The sequence below is a fragment of the Actinomadura sp. NBRC 104412 genome, from assembly GCF_030269515.1.
Classification (GTDB): domain Bacteria; phylum Actinomycetota; class Actinomycetes; order Streptosporangiales; family Streptosporangiaceae; genus Spirillospora.
Genome location: NZ_BSTM01000015.1, coordinates 1 through 19,016 on the forward strand (window position 1 = coordinate 1; position 19,016 = coordinate 19,016).

The 19,016-nt window shown below is 70.2% G+C and carries 13 protein-coding genes and 1 pseudogene; 7 read left to right on the top strand and 7 right to left on the bottom strand.

Features of this window, described 5'->3' with window-relative positions; all coding sequences use genetic code 11:
• Positions 1–178, top strand: a pseudogene (locus QSK21_RS19620) (daunorubicin/doxorubicin resistance ABC transporter ATP-binding protein DrrA); the annotation flags it as partial.
• Positions 175–1,002, top strand: a complete 828-nt coding sequence (locus QSK21_RS19625; protein WP_285697703.1) for an ABC transporter permease — start codon at positions 175–177, stop codon at positions 1,000–1,002. The pseudogene QSK21_RS19620 and the gene QSK21_RS19625, both read left to right, overlap by 4 nt.
• Positions 1,003–1,020: 18 nt before the next feature.
• On the opposite strand, the gene QSK21_RS19630 is transcribed toward QSK21_RS19625, so the two are convergent.
• Together QSK21_RS19630 and QSK21_RS19635 are read right to left on the bottom strand one after the other, a co-directional pair.
• Positions 1,021–1,674 carry a response regulator gene (locus QSK21_RS19630; protein ID WP_285697705.1) on the bottom strand — a complete coding sequence of 218 codons (654 nt, stop codon included), beginning with the start codon at positions 1,672–1,674 and terminating at the stop codon, positions 1,021–1,023.
• Positions 1,671–2,894, bottom strand: coding sequence for a sensor histidine kinase (locus tag QSK21_RS19635; RefSeq protein ID WP_285697708.1), 1,224 nt, complete (start codon positions 2,892–2,894; stop codon positions 1,671–1,673). Before QSK21_RS19635 ends, QSK21_RS19630 begins: the two co-directional genes overlap by 4 nt.
• 813 nt (positions 2,895–3,707) lie before the next feature.
• Between QSK21_RS19635 and QSK21_RS19640 the strand changes: the two genes are divergently transcribed.
• A complete protein-coding gene (locus QSK21_RS19640; protein ID WP_285697711.1) occupies positions 3,708–5,588 on the top strand; it encodes an AfsR/SARP family transcriptional regulator in 1,881 nt (626 codons plus the stop codon).
• Between the two features lie 19 nt (positions 5,589–5,607).
• Here the strand turns inward: QSK21_RS19640 and QSK21_RS19645 are convergent, their stop codons facing one another.
• Both QSK21_RS19645 and QSK21_RS19650 read right to left on the bottom strand, forming a co-directional pair.
• Entirely contained in the window at positions 5,608–7,383 is a 1,776-nt protein-coding gene (locus QSK21_RS19645; RefSeq protein WP_285697714.1) for an AMP-binding protein, read from the bottom strand.
• A gap of 197 nt (positions 7,384–7,580) precedes the next feature.
• Entirely contained in the window at positions 7,581–8,867 is a 1,287-nt protein-coding gene (locus QSK21_RS19650) for an MFS transporter (RefSeq protein ID WP_285697716.1), read from the bottom strand.
• A 148-nt stretch (positions 8,868–9,015) separates the two neighbouring features.
• Here QSK21_RS19650 and QSK21_RS19655 point away from each other — a divergent pair, with 148 nt between their 5' ends.
• Positions 9,016–12,105 carry an AfsR/SARP family transcriptional regulator gene (locus tag QSK21_RS19655; protein WP_285697718.1) on the top strand — a complete coding sequence of 1,030 codons (3,090 nt, stop codon included), beginning with the start codon at positions 9,016–9,018 and terminating at the stop codon, positions 12,103–12,105.
• 21 nt (positions 12,106–12,126) lie between these two features.
• Here QSK21_RS19655 and QSK21_RS19660 read toward each other — a convergent pair whose 3' ends face one another.
• Together QSK21_RS19660 and ccrA are read right to left on the bottom strand one after the other, a co-directional pair.
• Complete coding sequence (locus tag QSK21_RS19660) at positions 12,127–12,918, bottom strand: response regulator (RefSeq protein ID WP_285697720.1); 792 nt, start codon at positions 12,916–12,918, stop codon at positions 12,127–12,129.
• A gap of 158 nt (positions 12,919–13,076) precedes the next feature.
• Positions 13,077–14,420, bottom strand: a complete 1,344-nt coding sequence (ccrA, locus tag QSK21_RS19665) for a crotonyl-CoA carboxylase/reductase (RefSeq protein ID WP_285697721.1) — start codon at positions 14,418–14,420, stop codon at positions 13,077–13,079.
• A 407-nt stretch (positions 14,421–14,827) separates the two neighbouring features.
• Between ccrA and QSK21_RS19670 the strand changes: the two genes are divergently transcribed.
• The 3 genes from QSK21_RS19670 to QSK21_RS19680 are packed head-to-tail and all read left to right on the top strand — an operon-like array spanning position 14,828 to position 18,237.
• The gene (locus QSK21_RS19670; protein WP_285697722.1) at positions 14,828–16,579 is read left to right on the top strand and encodes a fatty acyl-AMP ligase; all 1,752 of its coding nucleotides are present in this window, start codon (positions 14,828–14,830) and stop codon (positions 16,577–16,579) included.
• Positions 16,576–17,313, top strand: a complete 738-nt coding sequence (gene fabG / locus QSK21_RS19675; RefSeq protein WP_285697724.1) for a 3-oxoacyl-ACP reductase FabG — start codon at positions 16,576–16,578, stop codon at positions 17,311–17,313. The genes QSK21_RS19670 and fabG overlap by 4 nt, the downstream gene beginning before the upstream one ends.
• Positions 17,314–17,331: 18 nt before the next feature.
• The gene (locus QSK21_RS19680) at positions 17,332–18,237 is read left to right on the top strand and encodes a phytanoyl-CoA dioxygenase family protein (RefSeq protein WP_285697725.1); all 906 of its coding nucleotides are present in this window, start codon (positions 17,332–17,334) and stop codon (positions 18,235–18,237) included.
• On the opposite strand, the gene fabI is transcribed toward QSK21_RS19680, so the two are convergent.
• Entirely contained in the window at positions 18,234–18,998 is a 765-nt protein-coding gene (gene fabI / locus QSK21_RS19685) for an enoyl-ACP reductase FabI (protein ID WP_285697727.1), read from the bottom strand. The two genes, QSK21_RS19680 and fabI, sit on opposite strands and share 4 nt — an antisense overlap.
• Positions 18,999–19,016: the final 18 nt, after the last annotated feature.

Below are 19,016 nucleotides of genomic sequence, written 5' to 3' on the forward strand. Positions count from 1 at the left end.
CGCCATGGTCCGCCGCCTCGACGACGCCGGTGTCGTGCTGACCGAGCTGTCGATGCGCAAATCCAGCCTCGACGAGGTCTTCTTCGCCCTCACCGGCCACCACACCGACCACCACGACACCGACACCAACACCGGCGACCTGGCCGGCACCACCGACAGGCAAGGAGCGGCGGCGTGAGCGCGACGCGCATCGCGGCGCCGCCGGCGCCTTCGACGCGGACGTTGACGCGGCGGGTGCCGCCGGGGACGGCGGTGCGCAATACCGCGACGCTGGCGTGGCGCAACCTGGTGCAGATCAAGCACAACCCGCTGGAACTGATCGATCTCAGCATCCAGCCGATCATGTTCGTGCTGCTGTTCGCCTACGTGTTCGGGCCCGTGATGGCCGGCAGCGTCGAGGCGTACCTGCCGGTGGTGATCCCGGGGATGATCGCGCAGAACGCGCTGTTCGCCGGGATCACCACCGGGTTCGGGCTCAACACCGACATCGCCAAGGGCGTCTTCGACCGGTTCCGCAGCCTCCCGATCAGCCGCAGCGCCCCGCTGGCCGGGCGGATCGTCGCCGACACCGCCAGGCAGGCGTGGTCGATGCTGGTCCTGCTGGTGGTCGGGTTCATCATCGGGTTCCGGGTCGAGACCTCGGTCCCGGCGCTGCTGATGTCGTTCGTCCTGTTGCTCGCGTTCGTCGTGCTGTTCTCGTGGACACCGGTCTACATCGCGTTGAAGGTCGACCAGCCGGAGAAGGTGCAGATCTTCGGCTTTGTCGTGATCTTCCCGCTGAGCCTTCTCAGCACCTCGCTCATTCCCTCGACCCAGGGCGTCCCGCGCCCGGTCGCCTGGATCATGGCCCACAACCCGGTCAGCCACCTCGGCGAGGGTCTGCGCGGCCTGCTGGTGGGCGGCCCGGTCATGGACCACGCCCTGACCGCCCTCGCCTGGGGTGTGGGCATCTCCCTGGTCTTCGCACCACTCTCCTTGCGCGCGTTCAAGAAGCGCACCTGAGAGTCGGAACGGGCCGGGTCAGACCAGGTCGAGCTCCTGCGCGAGGATGGCCGCCTGGACCCTGCTGTTCAGCCTGAGCTTGGCCAGCACGCGGCTGACATGGGTCTTGGCGGTGTTCTCGGCGAGTCCCAGCTTGGTGGCGATCTGGCGGTTGGACAGGCCGCGGCCGACGCAGGCCAGCACCTCCTGTTCCCGCGCGGTGAGCGGCTCCAGCACCTTCGCCTGCTGCTCGCGCGCCTCCGACGGCGAGATCCGGGTGACATAGTCGGCGATCAGCCGCCGGGTCACGCTCGGAGACAGGACTCCGCCTCCGCTCGCCACCGACCGCAGCGCAGCGATCAGCGAGTCGGCGTCGGTGTCCTTCAGGATGAATCCGGCCGCTCCCGCGCGCAGCGCCCCGAACAGGTACTCGTCAGCGTCGAACGCCGTGGTCAGAAGGATGTTGGTCACGCCCAGCACGCACATGCGCCGGGTCGTGGCGATCCCGTCCAGCCCGGGCATGCGGATGTCCATCAGCACCACGTCCGGGCGGAGTGTCTGCGCCAGCCTCAGGGCCTGCTCGCCGTTGGCGGCCTCGCCGACCACCTCCAGGTCGTCGACCGAATTGATGATCATGGTGAGCCCCAGCCTGACGGGCAGGTGGTCGTCCACGACGAGGACACGAATGGTCATGACCTTGACCCCCCGGACAAGGAGAGTTCCGAACGTTCACGGCCGGCCGGGGTCAGCGGCAGCACCGCGTGCACGCGCCACCGGTCCCCGTCCCGCCGCGCGGTGCACGTCCCGCCGACCCGCGCGGCTCGTTCGGCCATTCCGACCAGGCCGAACCCGGAGCCGCCGAGCGCCGGGTCCGGGGGCGCGGCGGACAGGCCGTTCTCCACTGTGATCACCAACCGTTCCGGCAGGTAGGCGACGGTCGTTTCGACGGCGGCCCCTTGGGCGTGCTTGAGCGCGTTGGTGAGCGATTCCTGGATAATCCGGCAGGCCGCCGTCTCGACGTCCGGCTCAAGCGGGACGGGGGTGCCCACCGTCCGCAGCCGCGCCGGTGACCCCAGGCTCTCCAGGCGCTCAATGCGCGACCGCACCAGGTCCAGCGACGCGGGCGCGGACTCCGGTCCCCGTGCGCCGGTGCGCAGCGCCGCGATCATGCGGCGGACCTCGTCCACGCCCTCCAGGCTGCTCCGCCGGATCCCGACCAGGGCCGTCAGATGCTTCTCGTTGTCGCGTGGCGCGGTGGCCATGGCGGCGGTGGACTGGAGCGCGATGGCGCTCAGGTGGTTGCAGACGATGTCGTGGATGTCGCCCGTCACCCGCGCCCTCTCGCGCATCACCGACCTGCGGCATGCCACCTTGATCCTGCGTCGCGCCTGCTCGGCGCGCTCGCGGTGCCTGCGTACCGTCAGCCCCATGGTGGACGGCCACACCAGCACCAGGTAGGCGCAGACCGCGGTCAGCAGGGTGTCTCGGGGCGACCGCGTGCACAGCAGGACGAGCAGTGCCGCCAGCCCGGACGCGGCATGGCCTCCGCCGGTCAGCCAAGGCACCGCCTGCGCGGTTCCGTACAGGGTCGCGTTGTAGACCAGGTTGGCCAGGATGAGCGCCGGAAGCAGCGACGGCCCGGCCACCATGTCGGCGGCGGCCGCGGCCGTCGCCAGCCCAAGGCCGAGCAGTGGCCTGGTCCGGCGCAGCGATAACGACCCGCTGGCCAGGATCAGCGGAGGGACGAGCCATGCGGCGTCGACCGGCCCGGGACGCCGATGAACGACTCCGGCCCGCAGCAGAAGGCAGCCCAATGCCAGCGCGGCGACCGCGACCAGCACATCGCGGGTCATGGGCGTCACATGCCGCCATCGGTCGGGAATCAGCACCCCCGACAGCCGATCAGCTCGCATAGGAGTCATAAGAGCCGAAAGCCGGTGGTTTGGCAAGACTACGGGGTCATTGATTCTGCTTCCAATTGAGTACGCCAGTGTCCACGTACCGCGTATATATCAATAGTGAGACTCCGACCGGCCTCCCCGTGCCGCGAAGGAACCGGTGCCGCATCTCACCAGATCAGAATACCGACCCGCACTCGCCGCAACCGGGAGCGGACGGAGCGCAACCAATTCGTATAGGCGGAGTATAGCCCGCTGCGGATAATCCGATTGTCGGCCCGCATAGGGGCGGCGTCCCGCCCTGTGACGCGACACAATAGATACGGCCGGGGGTCGCCATGCTCATGCCATTCATGCCCGCTCCGTCATAGTCCGGCCCGCCGGGGCCGGCACTGCCGGAACCCGCGTAACCCCCGACTCACAGCAGGTGAAGCCATGGTGGCCAGCGAGGATCACCCGGATACCGACCGCCGGGACATGGCCCGGACGCGGGACCTTTTCAGGTTGTAGGGCACCTTAGTCCGCACCGCCCGGGATAAGGAGTGCATGTGCAATATTGACGGGTGGAGCCTGGCGTAGCATGCTGAGGGAAGACCGAACTACTTAGCTTGTCGAGGCTCTTTCGATGACATCATCCAGCTCCCGAATCGATACCGCGGTCTCTCATTACCCTTCGCCACCGCCCGGCCACCCGACAAGCGATCCCGCTTGCTCGGCCCACAGGTGATGGACGAGTTCGTCCAGCCCCTGAGGAGTATTCCGAGGGCGAATCGGGTTCACCCGCTGTAAGAGCCTCCTTACGCCACCGCGATCGCGCAGGGGGTGGTTATGAGAATTCAGCTTCTCGGGCCGGTGGAGGTACGGACCCCCAACGGGGGCATCAAGTTGAGCGCCACCAAGGTACGGACCGTACTGGCAATGCTCGTGCTGGCTCGCGGGCATGTCGTCTCCGACATCAAGCTGACGGAAATGCTGTGGGGCGACCGGCCGCCGACCACCTCCGAGGCGCAGATCCAGACCTATGTCTCCAGGCTGCGCCAAAAGCTGGGCTGCGCGGTCGAGATCCGCAGGCAGCCGCCCGGGTACGTCATGCTCACGGGGACCGCGCACGTGGACCTCGTCGAGTTCGAAGAGCGCGCCTCCCGTGCCCAGGCGGCGTGGGCGGCCGGCAGGGCGGCGGAGGCCGCCGGGGACCTCCGGCGTGCCCTGGTCCTCTGGCGCGGCCCCGCGCTTTCGGGGGTGACCGAGTTCCTTGCCGACGCCTGGCGCCCGCAACTGGAGGAGACCAAGCTCACCACGTTGGAGGACCGCATCGAGGCCGACCTGGCCCTCGGCAGGCACGAGGAGCTGACGGCCGAACTCATGGGCCTGGTCGCGGCGCATCCGCTGAGGGAACGGTTCCGCGGCCAGCTCATGCTCGCGCTGTACCGCTGCGGCCGCCTCGCGGAGGCGCTGGCCACCTACAGGGAGCACCGCGCCCTCCTCGCGGCGGAGCTGGGCGTCGACCCGGGCCCGGAGCTGGAGGCGCTGCATCAGAAGATCCTGGCCTCCGACGGCACCCTGGCATTGCCGGGGCGTCAGGCGAAGCACCGCCCCGTCGTGACCGAGGTCCGGGCCGACGTCCGGCCCACTCACCTGCCGCCGGACACCGCCGACTTCACCGGGCGGGAACGGGAGCTCACCCGGATCGGCGCGTTGCTGGGCCGCGGGACCGGAGCGGGGCCGGCCCCCAAGCACCGCGTCGTCATCACCGGCGCCGCCGGGGCGGGCAAGACGGCGACGGCCGTGCACGCCGCGTACCGCGCGGCGGGGGACTATCCGGAAGGGCAGTTCTTCGTCAACCTGCGCGGTTCACGACCCCGTCCGGCCGATCCCGCGGACGTGCTGGACACGATGTTGCAGTGGCTGGGGGTCGGCGCCGGCGAGATACCCGACGGGCTCGACGCCCGCGTCCGGCTGTTCCGCAGCAAGGCGTACGGCCGCAGGCTGCTCGTGCTGTTCGATGACGTCGCCGACGAGCAGCAGCTCAGGCCGTTGCTGCCGACCGGTCCCGGAAGCATCGCCATCGTGACCACCCGGCCGAGACTGACCGCGATCGACGGGGTCAGGCTCGTCGACATGCCCATGTTCACCGATGCCGAGGCGCTGCGACTGCTGGCGAAGATCATCGGTACGGCCCGGGTGGCGGCCGAGCACGACGCCGCGGGACGGATCGTGGCCTTGTGCGGCCGGCTGCCTCTGGCGGTACGCATCGCCGGTGGCCGTCTCGCGGCCAAGCCGCACTGGTCCCTGAGCTCGTTCGCCGACGCGCTGGCCGACGGCCGGAGCCGCCTGGACGTCCTGTCCCTCGCCGACCTGGAGGTCCGGGGCCGCATCGAGGAGAGCTACCGCCTCCTCCGCGAGCCGGCCCGCCGGGCGTTCCGGCTGCTGGCGTTGCTGGACCTGCCGCGTTTCGGCATCTGGACGGTGGCGCTGGCGCTGGACGCGTCGATCGCACAGGCGCGGGAGATCGTGGAAGAGCTCGTGGACGCGCGGCTGCTCGAGGCCGTCGGCGAAGGCCGGTCGCCCGACCACCCCCGGTACGCCTTCCACGATCTGGTCCGCGCGGTGGGGCTGGACCTGGCGGTCCGGGACGAGACGGCGGAGGAGCGCTGGGCCTCGCTGAACCGGCTCTTCCAGCCCGCCGACCTGACGCTGGAGACCGGCTGAGGCGGGCCCGCGTCCCGCGTCAACGGTGAGCGGGCAGCGGCGGGCCGGTGGGAACGCGCCGGTGGCCGAGGCCCGCCGCTCGCTCCGGATCCTCGATCAGCGGCACCAGCGCGTCGGCCGCGAACAGGTGGCACATCAGTTCGTGGCTCAGCCCGCCTCCGGAGAGGCCGCAGAGGGTGCCGCACTCCACGATGACCACATCGGCGACGGGCGGCCCGGAGCGCCGGGCCAGCCGTGCCCGCACGATGCTCTTCAACCGGGTCACGACGTCCGGATCGGCGGCCGTGTCCAGTTCCAGGGCCACCGCGATCTCCCCGCCCCGCAGGGGGATGGTGAACACCCGGTGGATCCTCTGGCCGAGCAGGCCGCCCAGCCGGCGGACCTGGTGCTCGATCTCCTCCGGATGGATCATGCGACCACCGATGACGAGGCGCTTGTCCAGCTTCCCGACGAGGTAGAGCTCACCCGCGTGGACCGCGCCGAGATCCCCCGTACGAAGGAAGCCGCGCTCGCCCTCGGCCGTGGTCGCCTCGAAGACCTGGTCCCGCTCAGGATCCGAACGCCAGTAGCCCCCGGCCACACCGGAGCCGCGAACCCAGACCTCTCCGACGGCCCCCTCGGGCCGCACCGTTCTGGAGACGGGATCGACGATCCTGATGTCGCTTCCGTCCACGGGCCCGTGCGCGACCAGCTCCAGCCCGCCCGCCTCGCCCTCGGCCGCGACCAACCGTCCCCGCCGCAGGTTCTCCACGCAGGCGGGCAGCACCCGCGGCGGCCCGCAGACGGGACCCCCGGTCACGATCATGGTGGCCTCGGCCAGGCCGTACCCGGCGACGAACGCCTCAGGGCGGAACCCGGCCGCCGCGAAGCGTCCGGAGAACTCGCCGATGGTCTTCGCGCGTGCCGGCCGTCCGATGTCGACCGCCTGCCGCCACCGGGACAGGTCGAGCCGGGCCAGCTCCTCGTCGCTCACCCGGCGGGTGCACAGCTCGTAGCAGGCGTCGGGCGCGATGGCGACATCGGCGCGGTAGCGATCGATGATCTCCAGCCAGGTGGACGGGTGCCGGGCGAGGCCCGCGGGCTCCATCTGCACCGTGGTGGCACCGAGGAGCAGCGCCTCGAGGAAGGCGATCAGACTGGTGGCGTGGTGGAACGGGAACCAGTTGCACAACCGCGTCCCGGGCTGCCAGCCCAGCAGGCGCGCCGCCCTCGCCGCGTTGTCGGCCAGGTTCCGGTGCGACAGCGCCACGCCTCGGTGGTCGCCGCCCGCCATGGACGTGTACTGCAACACCGCGACGCTCTCCGCGGTGAGCAGGGGCGGCCTCCACCGTGTGGGAGCCAGGTCCGCCGTCGCGTCGGTCGACAGGCAGCCGATCCGGCCGAGCCCGTCCTGGTCGGCCCACTCGTGCACGATCGGCAGGTGCGCCGGGTCCGTGAGCGCCACCCGAGATCCGGCGTCCAGCGCGATCCCCGTCGCCCGCGCCAGGTGGTGGTGCCCGGACCCGCCGGGTAACGGGCAGGCGATCGGCACCGCTCCCGCGTACAGGCAGCCGACGAAACTCTTGGCGAAATCGATGCCCGATTGATGCATAACCAGAACACGGTCACCCGGTTCGATCTGGCTTTGCAGGTAGGCGGCCACCGCCCGGGCGCCCAGATCGAGTTCCGCGTACGAAAGGCTCTCGGCCAGAAGAGGGTCGCTCGCGCCGGAGACGAACACCACCGCCTGGCGCTCCGGCGCCCGGACGGCATGACCGACGACACTGTCCATCACTGTTTCGTCAACCGAGATCATCACCATGTCCTCACCGAGGCATCGACGTGCTGACCTGCCTTGATCGATCAGATAGGCGGTGATTACCCAGGAAAAGCCGAAGACCGGGAAATCCACGATCGGCATGCCTGCATACTCCGCGTGGCGCACCGAACACGGATTTCCGTCTCTTCCGGAGTCCGTCCTTGACCACCGGGACCCATTGTGGGTGATTCGGCTTACCGTTCGCTTACAGCCTCTCGGCGGCTCTGCGGGCGCGACTCACGGCCGGGATCGAAGCGTCCCGCCAACGGCACGACCACCAGCACAAGCACCGCGGAAATCACGAAGCAGACACGATAATTCGACAGTGGTTGCAATAGGGCGACCAGTACCGTACCCGCTATCGTGCCCACATAGCTGAATACGCTGACACGCGCGACGGCGACTCCGAGACCGCTGGAATCGTGATGCCCGGCGGCGGCATAAGCGGCGGGTGCCACCGAGCACAGCCCCAGCCCGGTGAGCCCGAAACCGGCGATGGCGATCGCGGGGGCCGGTGCCAGGAAGACGCACAGCAGGCCGGCGCCGGCGGTGAGGGCTCCGGCCCGGACCACCGGCCCCGGCCGCCGGCGGCGCACGGCGAGATCGGCCACGGCCCGGCCCGCGAGGGTCGCCAGCGAGAAGGCGATGATCGCGAACGGCTCGACCGTGGCCGTCGCGCGCAGCTCCTCCCCCAGGTACTTGGCCCCGAACCCCATGACCGCGCCCTCCGTGACGTAGGCGCATGCCAGCAGCCCGCCGATGACGAGCACCGGCCGCCAGGGGACGGCCACGCTCACGGCGGGCCGCCCCGCGCCATCGTCCCTGCCGCCATTCCTGCCGCCACCCCTGTCACCATGCCCGCCGCCCTCCAGCCGCTTGGGCAGCAGCAGCGGACCGGTGATCGCGGCGGTGACCAGCCCCAGCACCACCGGCGCCAGGAAGCCCTCCGTCAGCGAGAGGTCCAGCTCGTTGGACAGCGAGGCCCAGAGCGCCCCAAGGAGACCGGCCGCGCTCCACGTGGCGAAGAAGCCGTTGATCAGGCTTCGCCCGGCGTGCCGCTGGATCGCCACGGCGTGGGCGTTCATCGCCGCCTCGAGCATCCCGAGCGCTATTCCGAAGAACACCACCGCCATGAACAGGAACGTCACGCGATCCACCAGCCCGATCGACAGGAGGGACAGGTAGAACAGCACTTGGGCGCAGCGCAGGACGGTGCCGGAACCGGCCCTTCCGGTCAGCTTCGCGGTCACCAGCCCACCGACGACGGCAATGACCGGAACCAGTGCCACCAGCAGATTGAGCGTGGTGTCATCAAGCAGATACGCCCGCTGCACCTGCGGGCCGCGACTGATCACCGAGGTGAAGGCGAGACCTTCGGCGGCATAGATGGCGTAGATGCCCGCCCTGGCCCGCCGGATCTGCGACGACGACCGTTCAGGCCAAGGTGGCACATCCGTCATCGCGAGAGTCTTGTCAGTCACCCCGGTGTTATATGACAATGACCGCCATATGACAACTTTTCGCGAAAATCACCCAGCATGGTCCACGTTGCCACGAAAGTCTTATCGCTCCGCCGGGCCGCAATAACGGAACGTAACCGGAAAAAAGAAGAGCGTGACGAAGGTGGTCATGGAGAATCGCACCGAAACGCTGAATCTCGCCGTATTAGGGCCGCTGCGGATCGAAGCGAACGGTAAGGCGGTGACTCCCCCGCGTTCTCCCATTCTGCGTGGTCTGCTCGGCGTCCTTCTCGTCGCCGCGGACCGGCCGCTGACCGCGACCCAGCTGATCGACCTCATCTGGATGGACCGTTCCGAAACGGTCGGTCCCGGCGCGGTCCAGGTCGGCGTCTCCCGGCTGCGGCGGTGGCTCAGGTCGCTCGGCGCGACCCCGGAGCGCGGCTGGCGGCTCGCGCACGACGGCGTCGGTTACCGGCTCGCCGCGCCGGCGGAGGCGGTGGACCTCACCCGATTCCGGTACATGGTCGAACAGGCGGGGGCGGAGAAGGACATCGAGCGGCAGAGCAGCACGCTGGCGGCCGCCATGACCCTCTGGCGCGGGCCGGTTCTCATGGACCAGCCGATGGTGGACCTGTCCAGCCCTCTGTTACGGGCCGTCGAGGACGAGGTCCGTACCGCGGGCCTGGATCTGGCCATGGCCTGCCGCGCAGCCGGCCGTCCGGCGGCCGCGCTCGACGCGCTCACGGCGCTCACCGCGGCCTATCCCCTCCACGAGGAACTCCAGGCCAGCTTGATCGAGACGCTGGGCGCCGACGGCCGGGTCGCCGAGGCGCTACGGAGCTACCGGCTCTTCCGGGAGCGCGTGGTGGAGGAACTGGGAGTCGAACCGGGTGAGCGGGTGTACGGGGCCTATCTGTCGACGCTGGCCCGCGACAGCCCGAAGGAGCCGGTCCCCGCGGGTCTGGGCATCGCCGCCAGGCCGGCCCAGCTACCGCCCGGGATCCCCGATTTCACCGCGAGGGAACAGCAGGTGGCGGAGCTGTCGCGGACGCTGTCCGACCGGCGCACGGCACGGGTCGCGGTCATCTCCGGCATGGGCGGCGTCGGGAAGACCACGCTCGCCGTGCATGTCGGCCATGCGCTGGCGGAACGATTCCCCGACGGTCAGCTCTACGCGAAGTTACGCGACCCGGAGGGCGTCCCGCTGGACACCGCCCAGGTCCTGAACCGCTTCCTGCTGGCGCTCGGGCTCGAAGGACGGGAGATACCCGAGACCTTGGAGAGCCGCGTGTCGCTCTACCGGAGCATCCTGGCCAGGCGCAACGTGCTGGTCCTGCTGGACGACGCTCCCGGCGAACAGTACGTGCGGCCGCTCCTGCCCGGTGCCGCGGGCTGCGCCACCCTGGTCACCAGCCGCGTGCCGCTGACCGGGCTGGAGGGTGCCACGCTCACCCACCTGGAGGTGTTCGACCCGGCGCAGGCCATCGAACTGCTCGCCAGGATCGCCGGCCGCGATCGCGTCGTGGCCGAGCCCGAGGCCGCGGCCGAGGTCGTGCGGCTCTGCGCCTACATGCCGCTGGCCGTGCGGATCGCGGCCGCCCGCCTCGCGGGCCGTCGGCACTGGACGCTCGCCCGGCTCGCCACACGGCTCCAGGACGAGCGTCGCCGGCTCGACGAACTGGCCGTCGGCGACCTTGCCGTGCGTTCGTGCTTCACGCTGAGCTACATCAGGCTCACCGCCGAGGCGCGCCGGCTGTTCCGCCTGCTCGGGCTTCTGTGGGCACCCGACTTCGGCGACTGGGTCGCGGGCGCCCTGCTGGACATCCCGTTCGAGGCGGGCGCCGCCTACCTCGAAGACCTGGTCGACACCAGGCTCATCACCGTCGCAGGGACGGACGACACCGGGCGCCTGCGGTACCGGTTTCACGACCTGGCCCGGCTGTACGCGCGGGAGCGCGCGGACGTGGACGAGGACGCCGGGAACAGAACCGCGGCCGTGCGTCGGGCGCTCGGCGGCTGGTTGTGGCTGGCGGAAAGAGCGGCCGGCCTCGTGCCCGGCCCGTGCTATGCGACCATCCACGGCTCCGCCACGCGCACATCCCTGCCGCAGCCGCTCGCCGATGAACTCCTGGCGGCACCCACCGCGTGGTTCGACGCGGAACGTTTCGCCTTGAGCGCCGCGGTGGAACAGGCGTGCGCGCTCGGCATGGACGAGATGGCCTGGGAACTGGCGGCGGCCCAGGAAAAGTATCTCGACGTCCGGGGGCTGGCGTCGGACTGGCGCCGGATGCACGAGAAGGCTCTCCCGCTCTGCCGGAAGGCGGGCAACCGCAAAGGAGAGGCCGTCCTGCTGCGTGGGCTCCTTGAGATCAACACATGGATGCCCGGCGACCGGGCCGACGAGGCCATGATCTCGCTGTACGAGCAGTCCGTTCACCTGCAACGCCTCTTCGCCGAGATCGGGGAGTGGCGGGGTGTGGCCGACGCGCTGGTGATGCAGTGCTGGGGTCTCAACGCCATGGGCGAAAGGGCGCAGGGGCTGGAACGAGGCGAGGAGGCGCTGCGGCTTGCCCAGGAGAACGATCACCTGGGGGGCGAGGCGCGCGCTCATCATGTGATGGCGATCGCTCATGGCGAACGGCAGATCGAGCCGGCCGTCGACCACCTCGAACGCTGCCTGCACCTGGCCCGGCTCCAAGGCAATCCGCGGTTCGAGGCGACGGCGATGCAGTTCCTCGGAGCCGCGCATTGCATGGCCGGTCGTATCGAGAGCGGGCATGACCTGCTGGTGCGGTCCCTGCGCATCTGCCACTCGTACAGGGACCACTACGCCGCGGCCTTCTCGCTGCTGTATCTCGGGAAGCTGTACACGGCGCTCGGGGACCAGCGAGCCCGCCCGACCATCGAGACGGTGGTCTCCATCAGCACGCGCCATCACATGGACCACCATGCGGCGGACGCGCTGAAGGTGCTCGGCGAGCTGGATCTCGCCTCCGGCGACTACGCGACGGCGACGGAGCACCTCCAGGAGTCGGTACGGCTCTGGCGCACCCGCGGCTGGCGGGAGTTCCTGGCGGACGCACTCCGCACACTTGGTCGCGCCTATTCCGGGACCGGAGACGAGGAATCGGCGAGGAAGGTATGGGGTGAGGCCCTGGAACTGTTCCGCCGTCTCGGCGACGACGGCGCGGTCGCGGAGCTGAGCGCACTGCTCGGCGAGTCCCTACCGGAGGGCATGCCGGCGAACCAGCCTGAGTGACACACGCCGCGCACGCCACGGTCATGACGCGACCGCCCGGGGCAGGCCCGCGCTCTCGGCGACACCGCGCCCGCGACGTCCCTCACCACCGCGGCCGGCCACGGTGCCATGCCGGGGCATGATGACCCCGTGCTCGATCGCGTAGATGGCCGCCTGCACCCGTGAGTGCAGATTCAGCTTGGCCAGCACACGATTCACATGGATCTTGACCGTCCCCTCGCCGATCTTCAGGATGCTCGCTATCGCGCGGTTGCTGTGCCCCTGCGCGAGGAGCGCGAGCACGTCGTCCTCCCGTGCGGTGAGGCTGCGGAGCTCGGGAGAGGGGGGCAGCGGCGAGAGCACGGCGAGCCGCTCGATGACACGCCGCGTCACCAGCGGGTCCAGCAGCCCGTGCCCGCGGTGGGTCCTTCTGATCGCCTCGATGAGGACCGTGGGGTCGCCGTCCTTCAGCAGGAAACCGGACACACCCGACTGAAGCGCCTCGAACAGATGGTCGTCGCCGCTGTCCGGGCTCAGCGCGATCACCGCGCTCGGCGTGTCCGGAGCGTCCAGGATCCGGCGGATGGCGGCCATCCCGCCCATCTGCGGCATGCTCAGATCCATCAGGACGACATCGGGCCGGAGCCGCCGTGCCGCCTCGACCGCCTCCCCGCCGTCGGCGGCCTCCCCGACGACCTCGATGTCGTTCGCGGGCGCGAGGGAACGCCGCAGCGCCCGCCGCCCGGCCGGTTCGCCATCCGCGATGAGGACCCTGATGGCCGGGCCGGGCCTTCCCTGCGAGAAGGTCTGTCGTGACTTATCGCGAGCATGCATCCACCGGCTCCTTCCGCGGACACCGATCTCTTCCATGCTCACTATTCGCCGACCTCCTATATCCCGGCTATATGCGCGTCCGGACACTTTTCATTGAGCCGCCGCGGCGACCGGAAAAAGGGCTTGGGCGGCTTCGATGACAGGCTCGGCCGAGACCGTCAGCCGACCGGTACGGGCGTTTCGAGAAGGGGGTTCAGACGGCCGGGACCGATGCGTTCGCGCAACGCGCCGTCGGTGACGCCCAGGCCGGGTTCGGGGGCCATGCACAGCACGCCCACCTTTCCGATATGGGCGTTCTTCTGGACGAGGCGGACGGCCTCGGCGGCCTCGTCCAGCGGGTAGAGCCGCGACAGTGTCGGCACCAGCATGCCCCGCTCGAACAGCCTGAGGCAGTCCCACTGTTCCCGCAGGTTCGCCGCGTGGCTGCCGATGACCCGCTTGAGGTTCATCCACAGGTAGCGGTTGTCGAACCCGTGCAGGTACCCCGTGCTGGAACCGCAGGTGACCACCGTGCCGCCACGTGCGGCCAGGAAGACCGACAGTCCGAACGTCGCCTGACCAACGTAGTCGAACACGATGTCCGGATCGCCCCCGGCCTCCGCCCGGATCGCCCCGCCCAGGCGTTTGCCGAGCCGGATGGTCTCCTTCGGGTCCTGCTCACCGTCGTCGATGCCGAACTCGGTGCGGTCGAGGATCACATCGCAGCCCAGCGCCCGCAGGCGTTCGGCCTTGTGGGCCGAGCCGACCACGCCGACGGCGATCCCCCCTCCGTTGCGCACCATCTGGACCGCGTACGCGCCGAGCCCGCCGGTGGCCCCCCAGATCAGCACGATGTCGCCCTGCTTCATGGCGGCGCCTTGCCGGCTGACCAGCATCCGGTAGGCGGTTCCCGCGCACAGCGTGACGCACGCGGCCTCCTCCCACGTCAGGTGCGCGGGCTTGGGGATGAGCTGGCTCGCGCGCACGACGCTGTAGCGCGCCAGGCCGCCGAAGTTGGTCTCATAGCCCCAGATCCGCTGCTCGGCGCCCATCATGCCGTCGCCGTGCGTGGCGGCCTCCTGGTCGTCGACCTGGGCGGGGCTGATCACCACCCGGTCGCCCACCCGCCAGCGCCTGACCCCCGTCCCGGTCCGCACGACGATCCCCGCACCGTCCGATCCCACCACCTGGTAGGGCCTGTCATGGCGGGTCGCGTGGCCGCCGGTCCGCGCGAAGCGCCTGAGGAACTCGAAGGTGGGCTTCGGCTCGAACATGGCCGACCACACGGTGTTGTAGTTGATCGAGCTGGCCATCACCGCGACCAGGACCTCGTCCGGCGCGAGCTCGGGCATGGGCACCGGGCCGAAGCGCAGCGACTCGCGCACGTCCTTGTCGGAGACCCCCGCGAACATGCCGACGTCCTCGGCGCGCAGGTACAGGGCCGGGTACTCCTCCGGCACGGGGGTCCGTGCCAGCACGCTCGCCGGGGCGTCGCTCAGCAGGGCCTCGGTCATGGGGTCCATGTCGGTCCCTTGCGAATCATGGTCATCCTCCTGTACGGGATGCCGACGCCCCAAGGGCCGCCCGGAGACGCGGTACGACGGCCGGTGCGGCCTCCCGTGCGTGGCGCGGAAGAAGAAGCCGCCTCCGGAGGAAATCCATCCATCGAAGATATGCCTGCCACGGCGGCCGGTTATTGTACGCCCGCATGGGTGGCGAGCATGGATCAAGGCGATTTCGTGTCACATTCGCATATCCAGATTCGCCAGCCGGAGCCGCCCTGTCAACCCCCTTCCGACCGCGCTGAAGGGGCATGTTCCGGCGCTATAACAATGGATGTATGAACAAGGATAGATGGCACATGTGTGATCGCGCTGGAAGGATCGTCGGCATGGTCTGACCGGACTATGGATTTGAGATGGAGTCGGAAATGGCGATAAAGGTGGCGGCGGCCGGTGTCGACCACGACGAATCCATGGTGGACGTGCTGCGGGAGTTCGCGCGGCAGGACCCGGCGGCACCGGCCTTCACCTTCGTCGACTTCAGCTCCGACCGCCGGGGCATTCCGACCGCACTGACCTTCGGGGACCTGGATCTGCGGGCGCGGGCGATCGCCGCCGAGCTGCAATCCCAGACCGCGCCCGGCGACCGGGTCGCCCTCCTGCTCCCACAGGGTCTCTCCTACATCGCCGCGTTCGTCGGATGCCTCTATGCCGGTGTCCTGGCCGTACCGCTCTTCCCGCCGGAGGAACGCGGGAGCGAACGCCTCCGGTCCGTGCTCGCCGACTGCGGTGCGCGATGCGTCCTCGGCACGGTCGCCGGCAGGGCGGCCGTCGACGCGTTCCTGGAGGCGTGCCCGGATCACACCGTGAGGCAGGTGATCCCCGTGGACGGGATCCCGGACGAGGCCGCCGGGCAGTGGCGCCCGACCGACGTGGATCTCGACGAGGTCGCCTACCTCCAGTACACCTCCGGCTCCACCAGCCGGCCGACCGGTGTGCGCGTCACGCACCGCAACATCGCCGCGGCCTGCTGGCAGACCCGTGGCCGGGCCGGCTTCGACAGGCAGGGCGTCATGGTCTCCTGGCTGCCGCTCTTCCACGACATGGGCCTCGTCCTGGGGCTGCTGATGCCGCTCAGCGTGGGCGCCCACGCCGTGCACCTGTCCGCCTGGGCGTTCGTCCAGGACCCGCGCCGCTGGCTCGAACTGATCACCCGGTACGGGGGCACCTACTCGGCCGCGCCCAACTTCGCTCTCGAGCTGTGCGTACGCCGGGTGGCCGGGGACCGCAAACACGGGCTGGACCTGAGCACGCTGGACAACCTGCTCAGCGGCGGTGAGCAGGTGCGGCCCACCAGCATCGCGGAGTTCGAGGCGGCCTTCGCCGAGTGCGGGCTCGCCGAGCGCTCCACGACCGCCGGCTACGGCCTCGCCGAGGCCACCCTGGGCGTCACCTCCACCTCACCGGTCAAGGGTAGGGTCATCGGCCACTTCGACAGGGCGGAGCTCGGCCGCGGACACGCGCGGGCCGCCGACCCGAACTCCGAGGGCTCCCTGCCGCTGGCCAGTTGCGGCACGCCGCTGCCGGAGGTCGATCTCCGGATCGTCGATCCGGACGGGCACCGCGCGCTGCCCCCCGGCCGGGTCGGGGAGATCTGGGTGCGCGGACCCAACGTCACCGGCGGCTACTGGGCCCGGCCCGAACGCGACGCCGAGGTCTTCGGCGCGCGCCTGGCGGACGGGTCCGGGCCCTGGCTGCGCACCGGGGACCTCGGCTTCCGGAGCGACGAGGAGCTGTTCGTCACCGGCCGCCGCAAGGACCTGATCATCGTCGACGGCCAGAACCACTACCCGGACGACATCGAGGCCACGATCATGGAGTCGCCGGTCGCGTCCGCGCTCGGCAGGGCCGCGGCCTTCTCCGTCGATGCGGGCGACGGCGAGGTCCTGGTGGTCGTGGCGGAGCTGCATCCGGCCAGGGCGCGGGCCGAGGAGCTGACCCCCGAGTCGACCGAAAGGGCCGTCAGGGAACGCGTGGCCGCGCGCCACGGCCTGGCGACCGACACGGTCGTCCTCACCCGGCCCGGGACGATCCCGCGTACCAGCAGCGGCAAGGTGCGGCGCGGCGCCTGCCGGGAGCTGTTCCTGTCCGGCGCGCTGCCGAAGCAGGTCTGGTTGTGACCGCGACCACCGGCCCCGAGCGGGTCCCGAGCCCACGCTCCTGCCTGGTGACCGGCGGCAACCGCGGCATCGGGCTGGCCATCGCCGAGGAGCTGGCCCGTCAGGGCGACGCGGTCGCCGTGACCTACCGGACCGGGGAACCGCCGGAGGGGCTGCTGGGAGTCCGCTGCGACGTGACCGACGGGGCGCAGGTCGACGCGGCCTTCAAGATCGTGGAGGAACGGCACGGCAACGTGGAGGTGCTCGTCGCCAACGCCGGCATCGTCCGCGACAAGCCGCTCGCGCTGATGACCGACGAGGACTTCCTCTCGGTCGTCGACACCAACCTGGTCGGCGTCTACCGCGTCGTCCGCCGCGCCATGCGCGGGATCCTGCGCAAGCGGCGCGGGCGCGTCATCCTGATCTCTTCCACGGTGGGCATGCTCGGCGCGGCCGGCCAGACCAACTACGCGGCCTCCAAGGCGGGCCTGATCGGGTTCGCGAGGTCGCTGGTGCGGGAGGTCGGCGCGCGCGATGTCACCGTCAACGTCGTCGCTCCCGGCTACGTCCTGACCGACATGACCGCGGGACTGCCCGACCGCGTGCTCGCCGAGTTCATCGAGCAGACACCGCTCGGACGGGCCGCGACGCCCGCGGAGATCGCGACCGTTGTGCGCTTCCTGGCCAGCGACGACGCCGCCTACCTCACCGGAGCCGTGATCCCGGTGGACGGCGGCGCGTCCATGGGCCACTGACGAGCAGAGGAGTATGCAGTGCCGTCCCCCGCCGATTGTGAACCGTCCGTCCCCGACGCGATACCGCGCTTCGAGCCGCCGTACGACTGGGAGGCCATCGACGCGGCGGTGCGGGAGTGGGGGGCGGTCGTCGTCGGCCGGCTGGTCGGACGCGATCTGTGCGTCCGCGTCAACGAGGAGGTGGACGGGTGGCTGGAGCAGCACGAGGGCGGCCCTCGCCGTCCCAACAGCGGGACGCCGGCCTACGACACCTTCCTCGGGTTCCGCACGATCCGGTTGCAGCGGGTGACCACCAGGTTCCCCATCGCCCGCGGGCTGATCACGCACGATCCGATCCTGGCCTGGGCGCGCCGGTCGCTCGCGCCGTTGTGCCGGCGGATCCTGCTCAGCAGCGCCGACATCATCCAGATCGGCCCGCGGGAGACCCCGCAGTACCTGCACCGCGACTCCGACGCCTGGTGGCCGGAGCTGCTGCGCCAGGAGCATCCGGTGAACGTGCTCGCCATAGTGGCGCTCACGCCCTTCACCGCCGAGAACGGGGCGACGCGCGTCGCGCTGGGAAGCCATCGCTGGCCACCGGGTCGGCGGCCCGGGGCGGGGACGCTCCGGTCGGCGATCATGGATCAGGGCGACGTGCTGCTCTTCCGTGGCGACGTCTTTCACGGCGGAGGGGGCAACAGCACTCCGGACCGGCACCGGCGCGGGTGCGTGCTGAGCTACTGCGTCGGCTGGCTGCGTCAGTTGGAGAACGGTACCTTGGCCAGCCCGCCCATCGTGGCCGCGGACCTGCCTCCCGAACTCACGGAACTGCTCGGGTACGCCGTGCACGACGCCACGCAGGTGGGCGGGGGCATCGTCGGGGTGTTCGACAACCAGGACCCGCGCGGCCTGCTCGAGCGCGAGCCGCTCGGCCGGCCGCGCTAGGCGCCCATCGCATGAACGCCCCCGTCGACATGGATGATCTCGCCGGTCGTCGCCGGGAACCATCCGGAGAGCAGCGCCACGCACGCCCGCGCCACCGCGGTGTGATCGCGGGTGTCCCAGCCGAGCGGCGCTCTGCGGTCCCAGTCCTTGTCGGACTCGTCGAAGCCCGGGATGCTCCGCGCCGCGGTGGTGCGCAGCGGCCCGGCGGCGACCAGGTTGACCCGCACGTCGTGTGGTCCCAGGTCGCGCGCCAGGTAGCGGGTGCAGGACTCCAGCCCGGCCTTGGCCACGCCCATCCAGTCGTAACCGTCCCAGGCCACCTGCGCGTCGAAGTCCAGCCCGACGATGGAGGAACCTTTCCGCAGCATCGGCAGCACGGCGGCGGCAAGCGCCTTGAGCGAATATGTCGAAACGTGCAGCGTCGTCGCCACATCGGGCCAGCGGGTATTCATGAAATTGCCGCCAATGGCCGTCTGCGGGGCGAAGGCGATGGCGTGCAGAACGCCGTCGAAAGCGTCCAGATGGGCCCCGGCGCGGGCGGCGAGCGTCTCCAGCTGACGGTCGTCGGTGACATCGAGCTCGATCACCGGGCAGGGCTCGGGAAGCCGCTGCGCGACCCGCTTCACCAGGCTCAACCGGCCGTACCCGGTCAGCACGACACGGGCTCCCTCCACCTGTGCGAGACGGGCCACGTGAAAGGCGATCGAAGAGTCGGTGATTACCCCGGTAATCAGAATGTTCTTGCCGTCCAGAATGCCCATGGATTCCTCCGGAAGGAG

Bases quoted from the DNA above. Each gene is read 5' to 3' on its own strand.
- QSK21_RS19630 (WP_285697705.1), bottom strand. From the start codon at position 1,674: ATGACCATTCGTGTCCTCGTCGTGGACGACCACCTGCCCGTCAGGCTG.
- QSK21_RS19635 (WP_285697708.1), bottom strand. From the start codon at position 2,894: ATGCGAGCTGATCGGCTGTCGGGGGTGCTGATTCCCGACCGATGGCGG.
- QSK21_RS19640 (WP_285697711.1), top strand. From the start codon at position 3,708: ATGAGAATTCAGCTTCTCGGGCCGGTGGAGGTACGGACCCCCAACGGG.
- QSK21_RS19645 (WP_285697714.1), bottom strand. From the start codon at position 7,383: ATGATCTCGGTTGACGAAACAGTGATGGACAGTGTCGTCGGTCATGCC.
- QSK21_RS19655 (WP_285697718.1), top strand. From the start codon at position 9,016: ATGGAGAATCGCACCGAAACGCTGAATCTCGCCGTATTAGGGCCGCTG.
- QSK21_RS19660 (WP_285697720.1), bottom strand. From the start codon at position 12,918: ATGCATGCTCGCGATAAGTCACGACAGACCTTCTCGCAGGGAAGGCCC.
- ccrA (WP_285697721.1), bottom strand. From the start codon at position 14,420: ATGGACCCCATGACCGAGGCCCTGCTGAGCGACGCCCCGGCGAGCGTG.
- QSK21_RS19670 (WP_285697722.1), top strand. From the start codon at position 14,828: ATGGCGATAAAGGTGGCGGCGGCCGGTGTCGACCACGACGAATCCATG.
- fabI (WP_285697727.1), bottom strand. From the start codon at position 18,998: ATGGGCATTCTGGACGGCAAGAACATTCTGATTACCGGGGTAATCACC.